This window comes from Campylobacter concisus, from assembly GCF_002913225.1.
Classification (GTDB): Bacteria; Campylobacterota; Campylobacteria; order Campylobacterales; family Campylobacteraceae; genus Campylobacter_A; species Campylobacter_A concisus_J.
On record NZ_PPAW01000015.1, the window covers coordinates 105,755 to 124,287 of the forward strand.

The following is an 18,533-nucleotide window of genomic DNA, read 5'->3' on the forward strand; positions in this document are numbered from 1 at the left end:
CCAAAATGGGCTTTTAAGAGTTTTAAAATTTAAATTTTATTTATCTATAAATTTAGCGTTTTGCAAGAGTTTCAAGGTGCTTTGTGATAGCAAGCAACTGCCTTCGTTTTATCTCAGCGGCGATCATCTCATTTTTAAAGCCAGCCGCCAAGATCTCGTTCACATCGACCTTTGCGTCAAATTTACCCTCATAGACCCCAAGCTCTTTTGCACGCCCTATGCGCTCTTTGTTATAAGCTCCCAGCCATGATTTTAGTGGCATATTTAGAGCAATTTCTAGTAGTTCTCTATCACTTGGCATCTCTTTAAAATAGGGCTCTTTTAAGATAGAAAAGTAGCTCTTTGGCAGGCGCATTTTCTCTAAAATTTCCTTTGCGTCAAGCTCAAATTTACCAAAAAGCATATACAAAAACAGCCTCTCGTCATCTACAAATTTCCTAGCGCTCTTTAGCTCAGCTAAAAACTCATCATTCTTGCGAATTTGAACGCCAAAAATTTGCTCAAAAAGCGAAAGCTTAAAAAGATAAAAAGCCCCTTTTTCAAGATGCTCTGAGCGAAAAAATTTAATGAGTTCGGTATTTATCCTATCATGGCTTAGATGCGCTAGATCAAGCGTTTTCATAAGCTCTATCGTCTCGTCAGCTATGCTAAAACCAAGCCTAGCGCTAAACTGCACGCCACGCAGCACCCTTAGCGGATCTTCTTTAAATTTCTCACTATCGATGTGCCTTAGTGTCTTGCTCGCAAGGTCTTTTTTGCCGCCATGAAAGTCTAAAATTTCGCCGTCAAAGATATTCATCATCATGGCATTTATCGTAAAATCACGCCTAAGACTAGCAAGGCTTGGGTCATTTATATAGCTTACAGCAAAGTCTTTGTGCGAATTTCCGGTCTTACTCTCGCTTCTAGGCAAGCCAAGATCATAGTTTTTGTATTTATAGATGAAGTAGCTTTTGCCAACACCACTAGCCTTTATGCTAGCCATCAGCTCGTCAAATTTAGCTGGCTTTATGTCATAAATTTCAATATCGTAGTCATAAATTTCTCGTCCCAAAAGCGCGTCTCTTACGCAGCCTCCGACTAGATAGACACGCTTGCTAAATGGAGCAAATAGCGATCTAAAAAAGTCTAGCTCGCTATTTTTGTAAATTTCTGTCCCAGTTTTTGCCTCAAATTTATTATTTTGAGAGATTTTGAAGTCTATTTTCGATATTTGCAAGGGTAAATTCTAAAAATTTAGTCGTTAGCTCGAGCCTTTGGCTAAGATCTTGTTCGCTAGTTTGCTTAAGCCCTTCAAAAAGCACCTCGATGCGCTCAGCAAGATTTGCTAAGAAAATTTCCTCCTCGCTTATCTCCCTGCTCTTTGGCGAAATTTGCGCCACCTTTGGCTCTGGCTCGCTTTGCGCGCTTATTTCAAGCTCTGGTTCTTCAGCCGCCTCTTGCTCTCTAGTCTCCATAGCCAAAAGCTCTTTTTTTAAATTCTCCCTTTCAAGCTCTTCTTGCTTTTTGTTTTGCAGTGCCTCTATCTTCTCAAGCTCGGCGCTAACCTCACTAATGGCCATCCTAGCGATATCATCAAGCTTCATAATCTTATCAACCACCTTTTAAATTCATTTATCTCTTCGTCACTTTTCATCCTGATAAAAAACTCTTTCATCTGCTCGTTTTTTATCACGCGCTCCTTGCGAAGTCCGCTCAGGCGGCTTATCGCGCTAAGGGCGTCCTTGTTTGACGGGTCTTGCTTTAAGATGTTCTTGTAAATTTCAAGCGCATCATCTTTTAGCCCCTGCGCCTCGTAGATCAGTGCTTCAGTGATCGTGTTTTTCATTTTTTGATAAATCCTGCTATCACGTCGCCTATCTCGCTTGTTGAGCAAATTTCAACTGCGTTAAAAGCGGCGATATCTTTTGTTCTATATCCCTTTGCAAGAGCTGTTTTTACGGCATTTTCTATCGCATTTGCAGCTTCGCTCTCGCCAAAAGCGTATCTTAGCATCATCGCTGCACTTAAAATGGTCGCGATCGGATTTGCTATGCCCTGCCCTGCGATGTCTGGTGCTGAGCCATGGATAGGTTCATAAATTCCCACTTTGCCACCCATGCTAGCGCTTGGTAAAAGTCCTATCGAGCCACAAACCATGCTCGCTTCGTCGCTTAAAATGTCGCCAAATAAATTTTCAGTAAGTATGACGTCAAAATTTGCTGGCGCCCTTACTAGCTGCATCGCTGCGTTATCGACATACATAAAGCTAAGCTCTACTTCAGGATAGCCCTTTGCCACTTCGCTTGTCACCTCGCGCCAAAGCTGGCTTGTCTCAAGCACATTTGCTTTATCGACCATGCAGACCTTTTTCTTGCGAAGCATAGCCGTCTCAAAGGCGATCTTTGCGATACGCTCGATCTCAAATTTAGTATAAACCATCGTGTTAAACGCTCTATCTTCGCCTTTTTCACGTGGCTGACCAAAATAAAGCCCACCAGTTAGCTCACGAACCACGACAAAATCAACGCCCTTTAAAACCTCTGGCTTTAGCGTGCTAGCATCCACTAGCTCGTCAAAGATGATAGCTGGGCGTAAATTTGCATAAGCTTCTAGCTCTTTTCTGATCTTTAAAAGCCCACTCTCTGGCCTTAGGTGCCTTGGCAGGCTGTCCCATTTCTCGCCACCGATCGCTCCAAAAAGCACAGCGTCGCTACTAAGTGCCGAGCTTAGCGTCTCATCTGGCAGTGGCTCGCCAAAAACGTCGTAGGCTGCGCCGCCCATAAGCTTGTAGTCATACTCAAATTTGATACCAAACTCGGCACTTACGACGTCTAAAACCTTTATCGCCTCGTCGATGATCTCAGGGCCGATGCCATCGCCTTTTATAACGCAAATTTTATAGTTTTTCATCGCCGCTCCTTAGTTCATCTTCGCTTTTGCGTATTCGATAAGGCCGCCAGCGTTTAAAAGCTCTTGCATAAATGGCGGGATAGCGTTAAATTTATACTCTTTTTTTGTGCTTTCATTTACGATGACGCCGTTATCTACGTCGATCTTTAGCGTGTCGCCCTCGTTTATCTCATCAGTCTCTTTTATCTCAAGTATCAAAAGCCCTGTGTTAAAGCTATTTCTGTAAAAAATCCTCGCAAAGCTCTTAGCCACAACAGCTGCTATGCCAGCCTCTTTTAGCGCTAGTGGGGCGTGCTCTCTTGAGCTACCGCAGCCAAAATTTTCGCCAGCTACGATGATGTCGCCTTTTGCTATTTTTGAGCTAAATTTAGGATCAGCGTCTTCCATGATGTGTTTTGCTAGCTCTTTTTCGTCTGAAGTGTTTAAATATCTTGCAGCGATGATGATGTCGGTGTCGATATTATCGCCAAATTTCCAAACTTTGCCTTCTTTCATTTTTAACCTTTAGTTTTGTAAATTTGGGCTGATTTTAACCAAAAGAAGCTAAATAAATAATCAAAACTCGGCAGCTATCGGTTAGAGTGGGTAAATTTAAGGTCTTTTAAGCGATGCGTATGAGCTAAGAATTTAAGTCTTACTAAATTTAGTGGCAAAATGGCTAAAAAGTAAAAATAAAAACATGCACCGCCTAGTTTAGCAGTTAATGTCGATGCTCAGTTTTATCAAGCCAGCTAGCCTCCGCCAGCAGGATTGTAAATTTAAGAGCGGTTATTTTATTCGTAGTATTCGTAGCTGATTTGTAGCTTTTTGTATAGACCGATCTCTTTTATGTCGCCGTTTTCATAGTATTTGTCCGCGGGCTTAAATTTGACTGAGGTTTTATGCGTCAAATTTCCCCGTTCGTCCCTCGTTATGTCTTTAAACTGCAAGATTTGCCAGATTTTTGCCTCAGAGCCGAAGTAATTTACCGACGTATACTCCATCTCGTCGCCGTTTGCGGCGTAGTAATAAACCCATTTTGAGTTCGGGGCTTGCGTGATTTTTTCATATTCGCCGTTTGGCTTGCGCTCGAAGCTTATCTCTATGCCGTGCCGCGGCTCCATATTATCTTCTATCCGCGTTAAAACGCCCTTTTCGTCGTAGACGTAGCTATCGTCTATCACTAGTTCCCTGCCCGAATACACAGCCCGAGCGATCATTTTGCCGTCCTTGCCGTAAGTAGTTTTCTCCGTGCGCGGGTAAAATCTATCCTCCACGTGCTGCTCTTTGGCCGTCGCGACTAAATTTTCGCCGTCAAATTCGTATTCGTAGAGATAAACGGCGCTATCTTGATATTTTTTGCGGATTAGCCCGTCTTTGCCGTACTCAAACAAAACCGAGCTGTTTGGCACGCCGTTTATGTGCTCGGTTTCTTGCACTATATAGCCGTTTTCGTCAAACTCCGTCCGCTTTACGCGAGTATTTTCTAGCGCGCCGGAGCCGTCTATAGAGTATTCATACTCCGTAGCCGTCATACTTTTGACCTCGCCTTTTAGATCCTTTTTGCTCCAGTCGCTTTCTGGTAAAACGGCCGAGTTTAGATAGCAAACCGCCGATGCCGCCGCTAAAATAGCCTTTAAAATTTTCATTTTTTATCCTTTTTAAACCATGCGTATCATACTCAAAAAGCGGTATAGTCAGTAAAATTCTAGCTTTTATGAGCTTAAAAATGCGCTTAAACTGGCTTAAATTTTAAGCAAGTCTGAGGTGAATTTACATTTTTTTGGGGTTTAATAAATTTAAGCCTTTGCCTTTTGCAAAATTTCTTTCATCTCCTCTTCACTAAGTGGCTCAACAAGCACGTTTGCAGCGTCGATGAAGCGGTATTTTTCTTTTGGTAAATTTGCCATGAAAGCTCCATATTCACACTCATCAAGCACGTGAGCGTCGTTATCGTGCACACCTACAACTAGCGTAAGCACCCAGCGCGAGACCTTGCGATCCCCAAGCGCCTCTTGCGCCTGCCACGACGGAGATGGAGCATAAGGTAAGATGGTCGGTAAATTTTCACTAAGAGTATATGCGCCAAAAATTTCGTTGCCGTCTTTGTCTTGATAGAGGTGCTCTTTTGCGCTATATGCGTCAAGATACTGCACCCGTCTCATCATCTCATCAAATTTAGCCGCAGGGCTGGCACTAGCAAAAATTTCATCTACCATAACTGCGTCAAACGCCACGTCTCGCTCCACGCCAGAGATGTAAAGCGTTTGATTTTTCTCTTTTATATCTTTTAACGCTTCAAGCCCCCACATGATGTCAGCCTCGTAGTCAAATTTTAAAATTTGCTCACTATCATAAATTTTTTCGTTGTCGCACTCTATTTTTGAGACAGTTTGAGCCGAGAGCTTTGAGAGTAGCTCAAGTGCGATCTGCCAGTCGCCGACGCCACTTGGAGTATAAACACGCACGATATAGCAGCCATCTTCGTAGTTTAGCTCAAAGCCACGAACGCTCTTTTGCCACACGCCTGCTATCATCACGTCAGCGCCAAGCTCATTTGCGCTTGGCTCCTCTTGCTCGCTGTTAAAAAAGAAAAGCCCCTCAACAAGAGCTGAAATTTCACGCTCGCTTAGCGCCTTTGCATATCCGCCAAGTAGCTTCTTTTTATTTTTTACACTAAATGTCAAACTCATAAATTCTCCTTTATCTAAATAGTAAAAGCACGCCGATCGTGCAAACTATAACGGCGGTGCAAATTTCAAGTAGTCTTAGGTGCGTTTGTAAAAATTTCTTTAGCATAGCTCCGCCAAGTGAGTAGATATTTAGCGATAAAAACTCGATGAAAACGAGCGTTACAGTGATAACGCACATGCGAACTAGGCTAAATGGGGCGTCTTTGTCTAAAAATGTAGGCAGCAAGGCTGATAAAAATATCCACGCCTTTGGGTTTGAGGCGCTAACGATGAAGCCATTTATAAACATCTGCTTTTTGCTTGGCAAATTTGAGACATTTGTGATGCTAAGCTCGCCCTTGCCAAAAAAGAGCATCGCACCAAGATAGAGCATATAAAGGCCTGCGATGATATTTAGCACCTTAAATGCGTACTCAAAGTGATGCAGCACCGCTCCTACGCCCAGCATACAGCTAAATGAGACAAAAGCGATCGCCAAAAGCTGCCCAGCCATCACGAAAAATGAGTGCTTGTATCCAAGACTCATGCCAACGCTCATCGCATAAGTCATGTTGATACCTGGCATCATCGAGATCGGAAAAATCGTGACAAAAAAGAGCAAGAAATTCATGAAGCGCCTTAAAAATTTAGTGAAATGCTAAATCAAAATCTATAAATTTATGATAAAAGAGCGCTTTATTAGCAAATTTAGCCTGCTTTTGGTGCTAGACATATAAATTTAATAAATTTAGCGCAAAAACAAGGGCGATTTTGTGTGTATTTCACAGCCTAGATGGCAAATTTAGGGCACTCTATAAATTTAATTGCCTTCAAAGCTAGCTAAATTTAGAGCAAAATAGCCCCACTAAAAATTTATAAATTTAGGCTATTACTATTATCACGCCAAGCCCATTACTCGCGGCTTTTTGATAAAAATTTAAATGCCCAGCAAAATGCTCTTTTAAACTCGCCTTTATATCTTCAAATTCGCTCTCGCCCCCAAAAATATCAGGATATGTCTTTGAGCTAGCAAATTCTTTTAAATTTATCTTTGCTAAAAGTGCGTTGATATCAACATTTTTCAACGTCTCAGCCACCTCTTTTACATCCGAAGCGTTAGCATAAGAGATCATCTCGCTTAGCTCTTCGTTTAGCGCACTATGCCCAAAAATAGCCCAACCAAAAGGCTCATTTGAGCTAAAAATATCGCCAGCCTTAAGCCTCTCCTGAAAATTTGTGCCAGTTAGCATCTTACACATCGTGTCCCAAAAATTACCCATGTCGTATTCGTCCAAAAGTTCGCCGCCACCGCCATTTTTTATCATCTCTATATCATCTTGCGAGTAGGCATAGTAGTGCGCGCTGATACCCATTTTAGAGCCTTAAATTTAATGTGAATTTGAAAAAGAGAGGGCGGAACTATAAATTTAATAGTTCCGCCGTAATATTAAATAAGTGCAAATATCGCGAGACGCTGCGCTTAGTGAGTTAAGAAAAACTCTTGAATTTTAGCCTTATCAGTTGTTTGCGTAAGCGCAAGCATCAAAAGCACTCTAGCTTTTTGAGCGTTTAGGTTGTCGCTTGTTAAAAAGCCGTATTTTGCGTCATCAACTTCGCCGTTCATAGTTGTCTCGCCGCTTCCCACACGTGAGTCACGAACTACCACTACGCCAGCTTTTGAAGCCTCACCAAGAGCCTCTAACACGCTAAAGTAAGGGTTGCCGTTGCCTAGACCAGCGCTAACGATGCCTTTTGCGCCGTTTTTGACAGCTACATTTACAAAGTCAGGGTTGTCATTTGCGTGAGAATAGATGATATCAACTCTTGGAAGCTCTTTTACGCCAGTTAGGTCAAAAGCTGAGTTTGCTGTGTGTTTTCTGATTGGATTCATATAGTATTTTACGTTACCATAAAAGACTGTGCCGATCTTGCCGCTGTTTGGTGATTTAAATGTATCAACGCCTGTAGTGTTGGTTTTTGTCACCTCACGAGCCGCGTGAATTTCGTCATTCATAGTGACTACAACGCCATTGCCTACGCTATCTTTGCTGATAGCTACATTTACAGCGTTAAATAAATTTAGTGGGCCGTCTGCGCTTAGTGAGCCACTATTTCTCATCGCACCTACAAGCACAACTGGTTTGTCGCTTTTAACGACTAAATTTAAGAAGTAAGCTGTCTCCTCCATAGTGTCTGTGCCGTGAGTAACGACGATACCATCAGCTTTGCCGCTGTTTAGAAGTTCATTGATCCTATTTGCAAGCTTAAGCCAAACTTCGTTGTTCATGTCTTGTGAGCCGATATTTGAAATTTGCTCGCCTTTTATGGTAGCGATCTTGTTGATATCTGGCACGGCTGCGATTAGTTTATCGACCGTAACAGTTCCAGAAGTATAGCTTGAATCAAGCGAGCCTGAGCCGCTTCCTGCTATCGTTCCACCAGTAGCTAGGATGTAGATGGTTGGCTTAGCAACCGCTAAAGTAGCACCTAAAATCATGAGTAACACCGCCTTAAAGATTAAACGCATTTTAGCTCCTTTGCATTAAAATTTGCTAGAGCATTATAACGTCCTTTATTTAAAAAATTTATTAATTTTCAAAATTTATATTTATTTAAAAAATTCTTATCAAAAGCATATAAATTCCAGTCGAAACGACTATGCTAAGAAGGGCGTTTTTAAATTTCAAATGCACCAAAACAGCCGTAAAAACCGCCACTATCTCGCTTAAGCCGTATGGAAACTCGCTAAATTTCGTATCTTTTAGCCCGTAGCAGACCAAAACGACCATTATCATCATGCCCATGTGCTTCTCAATGGCGTCCAAATAAGGGTTTGGCTTATAGTTTCTTAACGCATAAAACGGCGTCGCCCTCGTTATAAAAGTAGCCAAGGCGCTTAAAAGCACCGCCACAAAAAGCACCATCTCGCTTGAGCTTACACTTATCAAATTTTATCCTTAAACAAAAGCAAAAATATAAAACAAAGCGCCATCGAGCCAACAAGCACAAATTTAGCTGGAAATAGGCTCACTCCAAGCACGCCAAAAAAGACCGCCGCAAAGAGCACGCGGTAATTTTTATCATTTTTAAACATCTCGATGACGACCACTATAAAAAGCGAGGTCAAACTAAACTCAAGTCCCCTTGTATCGGCCTTGATAAAGTCACCAAGTATCGCTCCAAGTAGCGTCCCAGCCGCCCAGTATGACCAAGAAAGCACATTTAGCCAAGTAAAGACAAAACTTCGATCATTCGCATCTTTTAGCCCTAAATTTTTAAATATTGCAAAGGTCTCATCCGTTAGCAAAGCGATGTTTAAAAGCCTAAATTTGATCCCGCTATACTCTTTTAAAAGTGAAATTCCATAAAAAGTGTGGCGCAAATTTACAAGGTAGCTCACGATAAAGACCTCAACATAGCTCGTGCCGACGCTAAAGAGTGAAAGCATCATAAACTGCGCTGCTCCGCCATATCCAAGCATACTAAGCGCCACAGCGATAAATGCGCTCACTCCCATGCTTTTAGCCAAAATGCCAAAGGCGATGCCAAGAGGGAAAAAACCCATAAAGATAGGAATGGATAGTTTAAAAACGTAGCTAAATGTCAAATTTTACCTTCATAAAAAGCCAAAATATTAGCAAAAATTTAAAAATTTAAATTTAAAGAGGCGTTTTTGCTTTTATAAATTTAACTGCTTACTCGCATTTTAAAACTAAATTTTATAAAATAACAACAAAATTTATAAAGAAAATTTCTATGAAAAAGATAGTTTTACTAATATTTTTAACACTAAATTTAATAGCTCTAACGACAAATCCAAATATCAAAATCCCTCAAGCAAATAGCTGCAATATCGAGGATAACTGCATTGATTTTAGCCGTAAATATAGCGATGATGAGTATAAAAGGCTATTTGGAGTTTATAAAAGTGAGTGCGAGGTTAAAAATTTAGACGCATGTATCTATCTGGCTGAGTTTTACAAAAGCGGGCTTGGCGTAAAAAAAGACGCGACAAAATCACTAGAAATTCTTAACAAAACTTGTGATGAGAGCAATAAATTTGCCTGTCACAACCTTGGTGTTGAGTATCAAGAGATGAAAGATCACAAAAAGGCTTTAGATGCTTTTAAAAAAGGCTGCGATCTAGCTTTTATACAAAGCTGTTTTAACATCGCAGTTTTATATAATAACGGCAGTGGCGTAAAAAGAGACTATAAAAAGGCTGTTAAAATTTACAAAGAAGTTTGCGAGCAAAATTTCTATGAAGGATGCTACAACCTAGCGGTTTTATACCACAACACCCCTGGCGTAAAGCGCGACTACAAAGAAGCGGTAAAGCTTTACAAAAAGGCTTGTGATAGCGACTTTAGCATCTCTTGCTACAACCTAGCGAGCTTATATCAAGAGCAAAAAGAGTATGAAAAGGCTAACAAGCTCTATTTTAAAGCTTGCAAGCTTGACTTTGCCGATGCTTGCAATAACCTAGCCAGCCTTTACGACGACGCACTTGGCGTAGAAAAAGACGATGAAGTGGCGTTTAGATACTACAACAAAGCGTGCAGGCTAGATAGCGCAAGTGGGTGCAAACATCTTGCATACTTTTACTACCATGGCATAGGCACAAAAAAGGATAAAAAGTTGGCAAAAGAATGGCTTAAAAAAGCTTGCAAACTAGGCCTTAAAGAGGCTTGCGAGATAGTTAGAGATTTTCACTAAAGAGCATTTATGAAAAATTTGATTTTGTTTTTATCCCTCATTGTGCTTTTAAATGCAGAAAATTTAGACGAGATGTGCCAAAGCGAGGGCGATATAAGAGCAAATTTAACGAGCTGTTATAAGGCTGCTACAAAAATTTATAACTCTTCAAGCGATGATAAAGAGTTTAAAAAGCTACAAAAGATATTTTTAGTAGCTTGCGAAAATGATATGAAAGAGGGTTGCTATAGCGCTGCGCTCACCTATATAAATGGCTACAACGACGTTAATAGCGAGCTTAATCAAACTATCATATTAAATAGATATGCAAGATTTCTTAACTACGCGCTTTTAGATAACGGCAAAAAAGAGGATAAAATGACTGCCAAAAGCTACTTTCAAAGATCATGCGAGCTAGGCTTTAAAAAGGGCTGCGATATGAGAAATTTATTAGATAAGCTTGGGTATTAAATTTGATCCTAAAAGTATATTTACTATAAATTTAGAGCTTTTTATCTAAACTTATTTAAATTTTTTAAAAGGCAGTCCATGAAGAAGGTCGTTTTATTTTTAATCTCTGCGGTGTTTTTGTGGGGCGCAAATTTAGAGACAAAATCACTTGAGTCTAGGTGCGAAAACGAAGATGCTAAAAGCTGCTTTGAGCTTGCTAATAAATTTCAAGAGGGCAAAAACTACCAAAAAGCGGGCGAGTTTTACAAAAAAGCCTGCGAGTTAAAACACGCAGGCGCTTGCAGTAGCGTGGGCGTGCTTTATGACATGGACTACATAAAAGATGTAAATAACAAAAATGCAGCCAAATTTTACCAAAAGGGCTGCGAGTTAAACGATGGCTTTGGCTGCGCAAGGCTTGGCTTTGTCTATACGTTAGATAAAAACTATCAAAAGTCAAAAGAGCTCTTTTTAAGAGCTTGCGAGCTAAAAGATGGCGACGGATACTACGGACTTGGACTTTTATACTATGACGGAAATGGCGTAAAACAAGACGCCAAAAAGGCAAAAGAGCTCTTTGAAAAGAGCTGCGACATAGGCCACCCTGCTGGCTGCAATAGCCTTGGCATGATGCTTCACAGCGGAAAATACGTAGAAAAAGATCAAAAAAGAGCTAGCAAACTCTTCATAAAAGCTTGCGAAATGGACTTTGGGGATAGTTGTCACAACCTTGGAGTTATTTATTATAAAACAGAAGGAGATAAAAATTTAGCCAAAAGGTACTTTGGCAAGTCCTGCGAGCTAGGCAACGACGAAGACTGCCAAATTTACAATGGCCTATAAATTTAATGCACCTGACTTTTGGGGCCCTTGCCCTTTGGGGTTTTATGTGAAAAGTAAAAAACATCAAGCGTAAAAGCAACGAGTATGAGTCCAACAATAGCCAAAGTCGCGTCCATATTACCTACCTTTTAAGTCCATTTACTATCTCTAACATCGAATCACTCGTAGTTATCGCCTTTGAGTTCGCTTCGTATGCGCGCTGACCTGTGATGAGATCAGTCATCTCTTCAACAAGTTGCACGTTACTCATCTCGACAAAGCCCTGTCTAATGGTGCCAAGTCCGTCAAGGCCTGCTACACCTACCACCACGTCGCCGCTAGCGCTTGTTTGAAGGTAATTGTTATCACCCATCGAGTGAAGACCGGCTGGGTTTATGAAATTTGCTAGCTCGATCTGACCTATCTGAGCCATATCGGTTTCGCCAGCCTGCAAAACTGAGACGGTGCCGTCTGTGCCTATTGAAATTTGTGTCGCATTTGCAGGGACTGTGATCTGAGGGATGAGCTGGTAGCCGTCGCTATTTACGATCGTGCCGTTTGCATCAAGCTTAAATGCGCCGTTTCTAGTGTAAGCCGTCGTGCCATCAGGGAGTTGAATTTGAAAAAAGCCGTTGCCAGCTATGACCATATCTAGGTTGTTGCTAGTCTCTTTAAAATAACCCTGAGAGAAAATTTTATTTATCGCTGTTGGGCGCACGCCAAGACCTACTTCGATGCCTGTCGGGCTTGTGGTAGTCTGGCTTGTGGCAGTGCCTGCGTACTCCATGACTTGATACATAAGATCGGCAAATTCAGCCCTATTTTTCTTATATCCATAGGTATTTACGTTTGCAATGTTGTGTGAGGTTACGTCTATCTGCGTTTGCTCGGCGATCATGCCAGTAGCCGCAGTGTAAAGTGATCTCATCATAGTTTTATCCTTTTATTAAGCTTTTAGGGCTAGTTTTTGAACAGCATCTTGGTTAAGGTCAGTCATGTGGCTTGTCATAACCTTTTGATACATATCAACTAAGCGTTGGGTTTCTATTAGACCCACCATTTCTAAGACTGGATTTACATTTGACATCTGAGCGTAGCCCTGCATCACGCTATCAGCCTCATCAAGCTCGGTTATGTCGTCAAAATTTCTCGTTTCAAAGAGATTGTCGCCGACCTTTTTTAGATCTCTTATCTCTCTTGGCTGAGCGATGTAAAATTTAGAAAATTGATTGTTATTTGAGTATAAATTTCCATTTTTATCAACGGTTAGCACCTCGCCTTGTGGCACTTGGATGCCTCTTTGACCAGGATTTTGCGCCTCATAGCCACTTGGCAGCACCCTATAACCCTCTTTTGTGACGATATATCCGTCCGCGTCAAGGCTAAAAGAGCCATTTTTGCTTAGTTTTACGCCATTTGGAGTATCAACTAAGAAAAAAGTATCGTCTCTTTTTATCGCAAAGTCAAGTGTGTTTGAGCTGTATTTAAAGCCACCAGCGCTAAAGTCGGTGTATTCTTCGCTCACTTGTGGCACGCGATCAAGCGTTCTGTTTAGAAATTTAGCTCCGTCTTTTGTGTGATTTTTAAGCGGAAGCTCATCTTGCGTCTCTTTAAAAATTCTCGCAAAGTCGCCGATGACTACGTCATTTCGCTTGTAGCCGATCGTATTTACATTTGCAAGGTTGTTTGAGATGACATTTAGTCTGTTAAACTGCGTTACCATGCCAGCAGTGGCTTGATAATAACCATTTTGCATAAAATTTCCTAAAATTCATTATTGTCCTAGTCTTAAAGCAATAGCCGTTCCAAAATTTTGATTTTTTAATTATTAAATATTTCATAAAGTTTAATAAATAATTTATTTATTTAACGCTAAGATTCTCAAACCCAATATAGATAATAATTATTAAAAACAATAAAAATAACAGAAAGGATATAAAATTTATGAAAAAGGCTTCGCTGGTTATCTTACTTTGTACTAGTTTAAATTTATCAGCCCAAGAAAGTGAAAATGCAAAAGAAGTCGAGCTTAGCGGCATTGAAGTAACAGCAGAACAAGAAGATGTAAAGAACAAAAAGATCAGTGAGGTAAAAAAGACAGCCAAAGAGCTTACCAAGCAGCAAGTAAGCGACACTAGAGATATGGTGCGCTATGACACTGGCGTTAGCGTAGTTGAGAGTGGTCGCTTTGGCACTAGCGGCTATGCGATAAGGGGTGTTGATGAAAACCGCGTGGCTATCAGCATAGACGGACTTGCGCAAGCTGAAACGCTCTCATCACAAGGCTTTAAAGACCTCTTTGAAGGATATGGAAATTTTAACAACACAAGAAACGGCGTCGAGATAGAAAACATACAACAAGTAAATATCACAAAAGGTGCTGATAGTATAAAAACAGGCTCAGGCGCGCTTGGTGGCTCTGTGATGTTTGAGACAAAGGACGCAAGAGATTACTTGACTGAAAAAGACTGGTTTTACGGCTTTAAAGCACAAAAATCCTCAGCAAACGACGAAAATCTATTTTCTCACACCATGGCTGCACGTGCCAAGTGGTTTGACATACTCTTTGTTACGACAAAACGAGAGGGCCACGAGATGAAAAACTGGGGCTATAAAACATACGACGATGAAGTGCTTGGCAAAGAAAGAGAGAAGCCAGATCCATATACTATTAGAACAGACAGCAGACTACTTAAATTTGGCGTAAATTTCAACGAAACAAACCGCTTTAGCGTAGGCCTTGATAGAAGCACTAAAAACGTAACAGGTACCGACTGGTCGTATAAATTTGCTCTTTTTCAAAGTGGTAATATAAATGACATAGTCTATAGCACCGACACAAGGCACGTAAATGATAAAAATAAACGTGAAAATACCTTTTACACATACGAAAACTACGACGAAAACCCATTTTGGGATAGTATGAAGATAACATACTCAAACCAAAAGATCCAGCTAAAAGCAAGGACTGATGAGTACTGCGATAAAAACGACTGTCAAGGTCTACTGAACCCATCAGGATTAAAGATAAATAACGAAGGTAAACTGGTGGATAAGTATGGTGGTGGGCTAAGCACTAAAACAATACAAAAAGAATTCTATCCTGGAGCTAATTTTTTTTATGATGAAGATATAGTGGTTGATAGCCATGGCAACGAGATAAAGGATACCTTTTATGAAGGTATATCAAACAAACCATCTCTTTTATCTGGAGCATCTAATATTTATGTTGATTGTAACCAATACGACTGCTCAAAACCACTAACTCTTTTTGATAAAAATACCTATACATACAAAACTTATAATCTAACTCCAAAAGATATGCCAGATGGAAACGGAAAATATGCAGAGATTACCCCAAAAACCCCCGGAGGGGAGGAACTATTTTTGCCAAGATATCCTGGATATGTGGAAAATAGCTGGAAGGATAGAGACCTAAATACCGATACAAAACAGGTAAATTTAGACGCCACAAAAGAATTTACACTTTTTAAAATGAACCACGCCTTTAGATACGGCGGACTTTATAACCAAACCGATAAAAGCATGGTAAATAAGCAAGGATACGAAGCACACAACAAAGCATGGTGGGCAAAATACTTTTTTGGCAAGGCTGATGCAAGCAAGGGAGCCACTATACTTGGCGACTGGAAACCAAATAAGTGTATGCCATATAAAGGAAACGAATTTACAACACTTTGTAGCCATGAAGATGATACGTTTAGCTTCTTAATACCAGTTGAGACGAAGACAAATGCCTTTTATATGGGTGATAACGTATCTTTGACCGACTATTTAAGCGTAGATCTAAGCTATAGATATGACAAGATAAAACACAACCCAAGCTACAAACCAGGCGAGACACCAAAGATACCAACCGACCTCTTTGCTGGCGTTTTTATACCACTTACTGGAAATACACAAGAAGCAAGAAGGCAAAATGCTGAAGAAAATGCGATCTATCTAGCAAGCCAAAAGAGAGAATTTGACCATCACTCTTACGCACTTTCGACAAATTACGATCCATTTGATCACGTGAGACTTCAGGCAAAATATGCAAATGGCTTTAGAGCACCAACATCTGATGAAATTTACTTTACATTTCAGCACCCTGACTTTACGATATTTCCAAATTTAGCCCTCGAACCTGAGATCGCAAAGACAAAAGAATTTGCTGTGACATTTCACAATTCACCTAGCTTTTTTACGATAAATCTCTTTCAAACCGACTATAAAAACTTCATCGATCTCCAATACATCGGCCGTGGCACACTAACATACGGTAACGCAGGCAGTAGAATGCCAGTAGAAAAATACCAAAACGTAAACAGAGCAAAGGCTCGCGTAAGAGGCGTTGAACTAAGCGCAAATTTAGACCTAGAGCAAGTTTACGAGAAACTAAGTGGCTTTAACGTTGGCTACAAATACCTATATCAAAAAGGCAGAATGTCAGTAGATGAGAGCGGCAAGCTAGAAGCTCCGATGAACGCCATTCAGCCAGCTAAATTTGTCTATAACGTCGGCTACCATACAAAAAATGATAAATTTGGCGCCAATTTATACGTCACACATGTAAAAGCAAAACGCCCAGAAGATACCTATAATATTTACGCCAAAGACGACCCAGACGCAAAAAATACTTACGTCAGATATGTCAGCAACACATATAGCCTAATTGACTTTGTAACATTTTATAGACCGATGAAGTATTTTACCTTTACAGCAGGCGTTTATAACATCACAGATAGAAAATATATGAGCTGGGATAGCGCAAGAAGCATCAGAACCTTTGGCACAAACAACATGGTAGATAAAGACACTGGCAGGGGCCTAGCTAGATTTTACGCACCTGGTAGAAATTTCAAGCTAACATTTGAGATGACATTTTAGTAAATTTAAACTGCCATGATTTGAGATATTGTGGCAGTTTTTCTATATAAATTTACGCCATTTTTATACACTTTTTAAAATTTTTGGGTATAATCCACTTTCTTTTAACCAACACTTAAACCACAATCACATGATTTGAAAGGAAATTTATGAGCGCCGCAAAAGACTCTTTTTCTCAGATAGAAGAGCTATTTGCTGAAAATGCAAAAGGCTTTTTGACATACGAAAAATTAGTAAAATTATTAGACAAAGCTCCGACGGCTACGATAGTAAAAAAGATAGAACAACTCGCAAAAACAAACAAAGTCCAGCTCATCACATCTGCTGAAGCTGCAAAGCTTAGAAATTTAGCTGACGCCAAAAAACGTCAAGAAAATGCTCAAAAAAGCGACCAAGATATCGACGAAGACCTCGATCTTTCAAGCGAAACAGACCTTTTAGAGTGGTCAAGATCTGATAGCCCGGTAAGGATGTATCTAAGAGAGATGGGTCAGATCGCACTTCTTACAAAAGAAGAGGAGGTCGAGATCAGCAAGAGGATCGAGCTTGGCGAGGATATTATCATCGATGCATTTTGCTCGGTGCCGTTTTTGATCGATTTCATACTTGATTACAAAGAGCCACTTATCAATAGAGAACGCCGCGTAAAAGAGCTTTTTAAAAGCTTTGAAGATGAGAGCGAAAATGAAAATGAAGATGGCGAAGAGGATATAGACGAAGAGGATGAGGAGAACGAAGAGAACGAAGCTCCCAAAAAATCAGCCAAAAACGACAAACGCGCAGAAAAAGTTATAGAGAGCTTTAAAGCCCTTGAAAAGGCTAAAAAAGAGTGGCTAAAGACTGCAAATAAGCAAGATAAGGTAGAAAGCGACGACACAGCTTCAAAGATGACGCTTGCGTTTAAAAAGAAAATTTTAAAAGAGAAGCTGATGGATCTTGGCCCAACAAGTAAACTTATCAGCGAGATCGTAAAATCAATGGAGACAGCTCTTAAAAGCGACGATGAATTTGACAGAGAGCTAAAACGCTTGGAGTATCGCTTGCCGATGTTTAGTGACGAGCTTAAGAAAAATCACAAAAGCATCTTAAAAGATATCATCAAACTTAGTAAAGAAGAGATCGCAGCTCGCGTGCCAGAGGCTACGATGGTCTCAACATACGTCGAAATCAAAAAGCTTTTTACGACAAAAGAGGCGAGCAAACAAGGCTTTGACCTTGAGCCAGCAAGGCTAAAAGAAATTTTAGAGCAGATCAAGCGTGGAAAGAAAATTTCAGACGAAGCAAAAGCTAGAATGGCCAAGTCAAATTTACGTCTAGTCGTAAGTATCGCAAAACGCTATACAAACAGGGGCTTGCCGTTTTTAGATCTCATCCAAGAGGGCAACATCGGCCTCATGAAGGCGGTTGATAAATTTGAATATAGAAAAGGCTATAAATTTTCAACCTACGCCACATGGTGGATCCGCCAGGCTATCTCGCGTGCGATCGCCGATCAGGCAAGAACGATCAGGATACCTATCCACATGATAGAGACGATAAACCGCATCAACAAAATCAACCGCAAATACCTCCAAGAAGAGGGCAAAGAGCCTGACGTAAGCGTCATAGCAAAAGAGGTCGGACTAAGCGTTGATAAGGTAAAACAGGTGATTAAGATCACAAAAGAGCCTATCAGCCTTGAAGCTCCTATCGCAAACGAAGAGGACGGTAAATTTGGAGATTTTGTTGAAGACAAAACTTCGCTATCACCGATAGATCAAATTTTAAAAAGTGACCTTAGAGAGCAGATCGACGATGTGCTTTCACAGCTAAATGAGCGTGAAAAGGCAGTTATTTCGATGAGATTTGGCTTGCTTGAAGATGAGAGCGACCGCACACTTGAAGAGATCGGTAAGGCACTAAACGTCACTCGTGAGCGTGTCCGCCAGATAGAAAGCTCGGCTATTAAAAAACTAAAACACCCAAAAGTTGGTAGAAAACTCAAAAACTATATCGAGGGCTAAGACTTTTAAATTTCAACTCTCTTTATATTAAATTTTACTTTTTTAAAAATTTGGCAGGTTATGGCAGGCTTTTAAACTAAAACTTTCACGTCATATCGCAGCCAGTCAAAATTTGTTGAAATTTAGCTAT

At 40.5% G+C, this 18,533-nt stretch carries 19 protein-coding genes; 5 read left to right on the forward strand and 14 right to left on the reverse strand.

Going from position 1 to position 18,533, the window contains the following annotated elements; all coding sequences use genetic code 11:
• Positions 1–52: 52 nt before the first annotated feature.
• The 12 genes from CYP26_RS02975 to CYP26_RS03030 form a co-directional block, all read right to left on the reverse strand.
• Positions 53–1,219, reverse strand: a complete 1,167-nt coding sequence (locus tag CYP26_RS02975; protein WP_103630311.1) for a CCA tRNA nucleotidyltransferase — start codon at positions 1,217–1,219, stop codon at positions 53–55.
• Positions 1,179–1,601, reverse strand: a complete 423-nt coding sequence (locus CYP26_RS02980) for a CiaD-like domain-containing protein (protein ID WP_258031384.1) — start codon at positions 1,599–1,601, stop codon at positions 1,179–1,181. The genes CYP26_RS02975 and CYP26_RS02980 overlap by 41 nt, the downstream gene beginning before the upstream one ends.
• Positions 1,583–1,828, reverse strand: a complete 246-nt coding sequence (locus CYP26_RS02985; protein WP_103630313.1) for a hypothetical protein — start codon at positions 1,826–1,828, stop codon at positions 1,583–1,585. Before CYP26_RS02985 ends, CYP26_RS02980 begins: the two co-directional genes overlap by 19 nt.
• Complete coding sequence (gene leuB, locus CYP26_RS02990; RefSeq protein ID WP_009294095.1) at positions 1,825–2,892, reverse strand: 3-isopropylmalate dehydrogenase; 1,068 nt, start codon at positions 2,890–2,892, stop codon at positions 1,825–1,827. Before leuB ends, CYP26_RS02985 begins: the two co-directional genes overlap by 4 nt.
• 9 nt (positions 2,893–2,901) lie before the next feature.
• Positions 2,902–3,387: a 3-isopropylmalate dehydratase small subunit gene (locus tag CYP26_RS02995; protein ID WP_103630314.1), complete on the reverse strand. Its 486-nt coding sequence runs from the start codon at positions 3,385–3,387 to the stop codon at positions 2,902–2,904.
• A 278-nt stretch (positions 3,388–3,665) separates the two neighbouring features.
• Positions 3,666–4,520: a hypothetical protein gene (locus CYP26_RS03000; RefSeq protein WP_103630315.1), complete on the reverse strand. Its 855-nt coding sequence runs from the start codon at positions 4,518–4,520 to the stop codon at positions 3,666–3,668.
• A 150-nt stretch (positions 4,521–4,670) separates the two neighbouring features.
• Positions 4,671–5,564 carry a DUF4299 family protein gene (locus tag CYP26_RS03005; RefSeq protein ID WP_103630316.1) on the reverse strand — a complete coding sequence of 298 codons (894 nt, stop codon included), beginning with the start codon at positions 5,562–5,564 and terminating at the stop codon, positions 4,671–4,673.
• A gap of 10 nt (positions 5,565–5,574) precedes the next feature.
• Positions 5,575–6,174 (reverse strand): LysE family translocator, encoded by a 600-nt coding sequence (locus tag CYP26_RS03010; RefSeq protein ID WP_103630317.1) that lies wholly within the window; start codon positions 6,172–6,174, stop codon positions 5,575–5,577.
• Between the two features lie 250 nt (positions 6,175–6,424).
• Positions 6,425–6,916 carry a DUF1877 family protein gene (locus CYP26_RS03015; protein WP_103630318.1) on the reverse strand — a complete coding sequence of 164 codons (492 nt, stop codon included), beginning with the start codon at positions 6,914–6,916 and terminating at the stop codon, positions 6,425–6,427.
• A 107-nt stretch (positions 6,917–7,023) separates the two neighbouring features.
• Positions 7,024–8,040 (reverse strand): type II asparaginase, encoded by a 1,017-nt coding sequence (locus tag CYP26_RS03020; protein ID WP_430747075.1) that lies wholly within the window; start codon positions 8,038–8,040, stop codon positions 7,024–7,026.
• Between the two features lie 115 nt (positions 8,041–8,155).
• Entirely contained in the window at positions 8,156–8,491 is a 336-nt protein-coding gene (locus CYP26_RS03025) for a branched-chain amino acid transporter permease (protein ID WP_002942137.1), read from the reverse strand.
• Complete coding sequence (locus tag CYP26_RS03030) at positions 8,488–9,150, reverse strand: AzlC family ABC transporter permease (RefSeq protein ID WP_103630320.1); 663 nt, start codon at positions 9,148–9,150, stop codon at positions 8,488–8,490. Before CYP26_RS03030 ends, CYP26_RS03025 begins: the two co-directional genes overlap by 4 nt.
• 149 nt (positions 9,151–9,299) lie before the next feature.
• Here CYP26_RS03030 and CYP26_RS03035 point away from each other — a divergent pair, with 149 nt between their 5' ends.
• The 3 genes from CYP26_RS03035 (at position 9,300) to CYP26_RS03045 (ending at position 11,531) form a co-directional block, all read left to right on the forward strand.
• The gene (locus CYP26_RS03035) at positions 9,300–10,259 is read left to right on the forward strand and encodes a tetratricopeptide repeat protein (RefSeq protein WP_103630321.1); all 960 of its coding nucleotides are present in this window, start codon (positions 9,300–9,302) and stop codon (positions 10,257–10,259) included.
• 9 nt (positions 10,260–10,268) lie between these two features.
• Complete coding sequence (locus CYP26_RS03040) at positions 10,269–10,709, forward strand: hypothetical protein (RefSeq protein ID WP_103630322.1); 441 nt, start codon at positions 10,269–10,271, stop codon at positions 10,707–10,709.
• Between the two features lie 78 nt (positions 10,710–10,787).
• Positions 10,788–11,531, forward strand: coding sequence for a tetratricopeptide repeat protein (locus CYP26_RS03045; RefSeq protein WP_103630323.1), 744 nt, complete (start codon positions 10,788–10,790; stop codon positions 11,529–11,531).
• 121 nt (positions 11,532–11,652) lie between these two features.
• Here CYP26_RS03045 and flgG read toward each other — a convergent pair whose 3' ends face one another.
• Positions 11,653–12,441: a flagellar basal-body rod protein FlgG gene (gene flgG / locus CYP26_RS03055; protein WP_002942100.1), complete on the reverse strand. Its 789-nt coding sequence runs from the start codon at positions 12,439–12,441 to the stop codon at positions 11,653–11,655.
• A 15-nt stretch (positions 12,442–12,456) separates the two neighbouring features.
• Positions 12,457–13,266, reverse strand: coding sequence for a flagellar hook-basal body protein (locus CYP26_RS03060; RefSeq protein ID WP_103630324.1), 810 nt, complete (start codon positions 13,264–13,266; stop codon positions 12,457–12,459).
• Positions 13,267–13,454: 188 nt separating this feature from the next.
• Here CYP26_RS03060 and CYP26_RS03065 point away from each other — a divergent pair, with 188 nt between their 5' ends.
• Positions 13,455–16,400, forward strand: coding sequence for a TonB-dependent receptor domain-containing protein (locus CYP26_RS03065; RefSeq protein ID WP_103630325.1), 2,946 nt, complete (start codon positions 13,455–13,457; stop codon positions 16,398–16,400).
• A gap of 149 nt (positions 16,401–16,549) precedes the next feature.
• Complete coding sequence (gene rpoD, locus CYP26_RS03070; protein WP_103630326.1) at positions 16,550–18,403, forward strand: RNA polymerase sigma factor RpoD; 1,854 nt, start codon at positions 16,550–16,552, stop codon at positions 18,401–18,403.
• The last annotated feature ends 130 nt before the right edge of the window (positions 18,404–18,533 follow it).

Coding starts and splice junctions, on each gene's coding strand:
- CYP26_RS02985 (WP_103630313.1), bottom strand. CDS start 1,828: ATGAAAAACACGATCACTGAAGCACTGATCTACGAGGCGCAGGGGCTA.
- leuB (WP_009294095.1), bottom strand. CDS start 2,892: ATGAAAAACTATAAAATTTGCGTTATAAAAGGCGATGGCATCGGCCCT.
- CYP26_RS02995 (WP_103630314.1), bottom strand. CDS start 3,387: ATGAAAGAAGGCAAAGTTTGGAAATTTGGCGATAATATCGACACCGAC.
- CYP26_RS03000 (WP_103630315.1), bottom strand. CDS start 4,520: ATGAAAATTTTAAAGGCTATTTTAGCGGCGGCATCGGCGGTTTGCTAT.
- CYP26_RS03005 (WP_103630316.1), bottom strand. CDS start 5,564: ATGAGTTTGACATTTAGTGTAAAAAATAAAAAGAAGCTACTTGGCGGA.
- CYP26_RS03010 (WP_103630317.1), bottom strand. CDS start 6,174: ATGAATTTCTTGCTCTTTTTTGTCACGATTTTTCCGATCTCGATGATG.
- CYP26_RS03015 (WP_103630318.1), bottom strand. CDS start 6,916: ATGGGTATCAGCGCGCACTACTATGCCTACTCGCAAGATGATATAGAG.
- CYP26_RS03020 (WP_430747075.1), bottom strand. CDS start 8,040: ATGATTTTAGGTGCTACTTTAGCGGTTGCTAAGCCAACCATCTACATC.
- CYP26_RS03035 (WP_103630321.1), top strand. CDS start 9,300: ATGAAAAAGATAGTTTTACTAATATTTTTAACACTAAATTTAATAGCT.
- CYP26_RS03040 (WP_103630322.1), top strand. CDS start 10,269: ATGAAAAATTTGATTTTGTTTTTATCCCTCATTGTGCTTTTAAATGCA.
- CYP26_RS03045 (WP_103630323.1), top strand. CDS start 10,788: ATGAAGAAGGTCGTTTTATTTTTAATCTCTGCGGTGTTTTTGTGGGGC.
- flgG (WP_002942100.1), bottom strand. CDS start 12,441: ATGATGAGATCACTTTACACTGCGGCTACTGGCATGATCGCCGAGCAA.
- CYP26_RS03060 (WP_103630324.1), bottom strand. CDS start 13,266: ATGCAAAATGGTTATTATCAAGCCACTGCTGGCATGGTAACGCAGTTT.
- CYP26_RS03065 (WP_103630325.1), top strand. CDS start 13,455: ATGAAAAAGGCTTCGCTGGTTATCTTACTTTGTACTAGTTTAAATTTA.
- rpoD (WP_103630326.1), top strand. CDS start 16,550: ATGAGCGCCGCAAAAGACTCTTTTTCTCAGATAGAAGAGCTATTTGCT.